Source organism: Actinomadura rugatobispora (assembly GCF_042656285.1).
Classification (GTDB): domain Bacteria; phylum Actinomycetota; class Actinomycetes; order Streptosporangiales; family Streptosporangiaceae; genus Spirillospora; species Spirillospora rugatobispora.
The window spans coordinates 1-1,420 of sequence record NZ_JBHSON010000230.1; the positions used below are offsets into that span (position 1 = coordinate 1).

The 1,420-nt window shown below is 69.7% G+C and carries 2 protein-coding genes; both read right to left on the bottom strand.

Annotated elements, in window-relative coordinates; genetic code table 11:
- A partial coding sequence (locus ACFPZN_RS55990; protein ID WP_378293573.1) for an MlaD family protein occupies window positions 1–584 on the bottom strand: 584 nt, incomplete at its 3' end.
- Window positions 581–1,420: MCE family protein (locus tag ACFPZN_RS55995; protein WP_378293575.1), on the bottom strand; the 840-nt coding region annotated here is incomplete at its 5' end. The genes ACFPZN_RS55995 and ACFPZN_RS55990, both read right to left, overlap by 4 nt.

Consider the following 1,420-nt stretch of genomic DNA (forward strand, 5'->3'; position numbering starts at 1 on the left):
CCGTCGATCACCTTGCCCAGGTCGGTGGCGGCGGCGGCGTAGCTGTCGGACAGTTCGGTGGAGCGTTTGATGATGCGGTTGAGCTGGGGGCCTTTGTTGGTGGTGGCGCTGGCCAGGGTGGTGACGATGGCGTCGATGTCCTGGCCGCCGACCGCGGCCAGGATCGGGCCGACCCGCTGGGTGACCGATTCCAGGTCGGGGGCCAGGGTGGTCTGGGTGATGGTGGCGCGCTGGGCCAGGAACGGCCCGGTGCTCATCGCCGCGCCCTTGGGCGGGGTGAGGCGGACGAAGTTCTCGCCCAGCAGGGAGGTCTTGGCGATGGCGGCGGTGGTCCCGGCGGGGACGCGGCGGCCGTTGGTGATCGACATCCTCACCCGGACCTTGTAGCCCTGCAGCTGGACGGTCATCACCGTCCCGATCCGCACATCGGCCAGTTGCACGCTGTGCCCGGTCACCAGGTTCTGCACATCACCGAACACCGCGTACAGGGTGAAGTCGCCCTTGGGCGCCCCCAGCGTCTGCACCGAGCATGCGGTGCAGGTGCCCGCTAGCGCGGCTGCGGCGACCACCGGTGTGATCCTCATGGTCGTCCCTTCCGCTGCACGGTGGACCGGCACCCGTTCTGCCCGTCCAGGCAGGGCACCTTGCCCCAGCCCATCGCGGTGAAGATCGGCTGCAGCCAGATCCGCAGCGTGGCGTTGATCTGCGCCCGCACCGTGATCGTCCCGGTCTTGCGGTCCCAGGCTTTGATGACCGCGTCGGTGACCCCGGCCAGCGAGGTGATGGCCTGGGAGATCGAGGCGCTGTTGGCCTTGAGCGTCATCACCATCTCCGACGCCTCGGTCAAAACGGCGGGGAGTTTCTCCTGGTAGGCGGTCACCACCGCGCCGCCTTGGCGGATCAGCGCCTCCAGACCCGCGAGGAAGGTCCGCAGCCGCGCCCGCTCATCGGCCAGCGCGCGGCTGGCGGCGGAGAAGTCGCCGATGAAGGCGGTGAGTTTCTCATCGCGGCGGTTGAGGGAGGTGGCCAGCTGGTTGAGGTCGCGGGCGATCCCGGCGAGCTTGCGGTCCTGGGCGGCCAGATTCCCCGCCAGCGTCCCGGTCGACTGCAACGCCCGGTTGACATCGTCACCACGCCCATCGACCGCCCGCGCACCCCCCTCGAACACCTCACCCAACGCCCCCGGATCAATCGACTGCGTCAACGCCGTGAACGCCGTCAACGCCTCATCGATCTCCACCGGCAGGTCAGTCCGCTCCTTCGGGATCACCGACCCCGCAGGCGCCCGCGGAGTCCCCGGACGCCAGGCCGGATGCAGGACCACGCTGCGTTCGCCGATGGTGCTGGCCGCCACGATCGTCGCGCGCACATCACGCGGGACGGGGACGTCCTCGCGGATCCGCAGATCGACGCGGACCTG